This window comes from Massilia aerilata (assembly GCF_042656905.1).
Taxonomy (GTDB): domain Bacteria; phylum Pseudomonadota; class Gammaproteobacteria; order Burkholderiales; family Burkholderiaceae_D; genus Telluria; species Telluria aerilata.
Genome location: NZ_JBHSMZ010000030.1, coordinates 1 through 1232, shown reverse-complemented (window position 1 = coordinate 1232; position 1232 = coordinate 1). Strand labels below are relative to the sequence as shown.

The window sequence follows — 1232 nt, the reverse complement described above, 5'->3', positions numbered from 1 at the left end:
CGGTAGCTCTTTTCTAAACATCCGTGGCGATTTATAGCCCAGCGCCGAGTGAGGATGCACCTCGTTGAAATGCTTGAAGGCGTCAGGCAGCTGGGCAAGCACTATAGCGCCGTCGCTGCGGTCCATGCCGCCGACGTAATCGCGTTTAAACGTGTTCACGAAGCTCTCTGCCATGCCGTTCGATTGCGGGCTGTTCACTGGCGTATGCACCGGCTTGATGCCCAGCTCATGGGCCAAGGCGTGCGTCTCGATTGCCCGGAAAGCGCCGCCATTATCGCTCAAGAATTCAAGCGTAATCGCCCGCTCGTCCGTGCTGCCAAAGCGTGCTTCTACCGCTTCAATCATCATGTCGCGCACCGGTTCGCCTGGCAGGCCACGGCCGATCCACGCACGCCAGGCGATGATCTCGCGGTCACAGCAGTCCTTCATGAATACGCCCGTTACGACATCGCCGTTATCACAGGCGATCTCGAAACCGTCCGAGCACCAGCGCTGGTTCGATTCCTCGACAGCTACCTTCCCATCATGGGCGCGGCCGCTATCCCGGCGCTTGGGCGACTTTGGCAGCAGCAAACCTTCTGCCTTCATCACGCGGTACATGCGCTTGTGATTGACGGGACGCAGGCCTATCAGGCTGCGAGTACGGTTCACCAGGGCGCCGGCGCGGCGATAGCCGTACGTCGGCAATGCCGTGATCTCGGCACGCACGGCCTCGGCAATCATCGCGTCAGCGACCGGGTCAAGCCTGGCCAACGCACGTCCGTCGATCCAATCCGCAGGACGCGCAAGGCGATCAATCACGTTCGAGCGCGCTACACCAAGGACAGCGCAGACTGGCTTCACTGGCCGTCCTTGTCCAATAAGGGTGAGCGCGCAATCCACTTTTTTTCGCGGGCTACCTCAACCGCTTCGCGCAGGATTTCCGCTTCCATCGTCTTCTTGCCGAGCATGCGCTGCAGTTGGGCGATCTGGGCGCGCGCAGCAGCCAGCTCGCTTGCCGGCACCACGGATTCGCCAGACTGTACTGCCACCAGGGCGCCTTCGCGCTCGAGCTTACGCCAGTTGAACAGCTGGCTTGCACTGATGCCATGTTTGCGGGCCACCAGCGATACGCTCATGCCCGGTTCGTACGTCTCCTTGACCAGCGCAGCTTTCTCCTGCACTGACCAGCGGCGGCGTCGCTCTTCGGACACCGTCACTACTTCGATCGTTTGGTTGTTCCTAGTCATATT

1 protein-coding gene is annotated in these 1232 nt (G+C 60.7%); it reads right to left on the bottom strand.

Annotation, left to right across the window (positions count from 1 at the left end):
• Positions 1-1229, bottom strand: a protein-coding gene (locus tag ACFPO9_RS27695; RefSeq protein WP_379777683.1) for an IS3 family transposase whose coding sequence is annotated in 2 segments (ribosomal slippage) — positions 1-881 and positions 881-1229 — 1230 coding nt annotated over the 2 segments. Because the reading frame shifts where the segments join, the coding sequence is not laid out codon by codon here. This gene is flagged as partial in the annotation.
• Positions 1230-1232 lie beyond the last annotated feature (3 nt).